Source organism: Geobacillus sp. B4113_201601 (genome assembly GCF_001587475.1).
In the GTDB taxonomy this organism is placed as follows: domain Bacteria; phylum Bacillota; class Bacilli; order Bacillales; family Anoxybacillaceae; genus Geobacillus; species Geobacillus icigianus.
Genome location: NZ_LQYX01000072.1, coordinates 1 through 751 on the forward strand (window position 1 = coordinate 1; position 751 = coordinate 751).

Sequence of the window (751 nt, forward strand, 5' to 3'; positions counted from 1 at the left end):
CTAACCAAGGAATCGGGTTCATGTCTCCTTTTTTGTTTAGTTGTCAATTTATGTTAGCAAATTTGCTCATCTACAGAACATAATTCAAAATATAGCAGTTAGTTTTATACAAATGGGTATTACCATATCAATTTTATTCTTCATATTGCATATATGTATGAGTGGAATTATTAAAATGAGTGGAAGTAGGTGATTAAAATGAATAATAAAAAAATAGGAATAATTGTCTGTCTTGCTGGATTATTGACTATAATATCTTCATCGTCTGATAAAATATCCAAACATACCCATATACCCCAAAGTTATATTATTTACTTTAATATTTTTTGTTATTTGGTGTTATTTATTTCCCTTTACATCATCAAACGGTCCATGAATTAGGGACTGTAGATGAGCATTTTTCATTACAATAATTTCCATGCCCTAAGAGACAAACAGGGGACCCCTTAGGCGACATGGAGCTGTTTTTTGATCACATCAATGGGAATATCTTGCTTTGCGGCGTCATAGATGAACTCGACGACGCTGTGCCCTTTCCGAGACCGAAGAAGCTCCAGGCCGGAAGAGAGGTCTTGTTGAGATTCCGCGATGCTGTATACGCAGGCAAATAGCACCACTGTCCAATACCGTTTCACCGCCCGAATGTGACGAACACGGTACCCATCAAGCTTCAGTTGGTCTTTGGCCTGCCGGAAAAAGCATTCGATCGTCCAGCGCTGGGCATAGTAACGCAAGATCTCTTCATCGCCTA

General features: G+C 38.6%; 1 protein-coding gene. It reads right to left on the reverse strand.

Annotated features, from left to right (window positions below; all coding sequences use genetic code 11):
• Positions 1–446 precede the first annotated feature (446 nt).
• Positions 447–751 (reverse strand): transposase (locus B4113_RS08770; protein ID WP_153017146.1); only part of this gene is annotated, 305 nt, incomplete at its 5' end.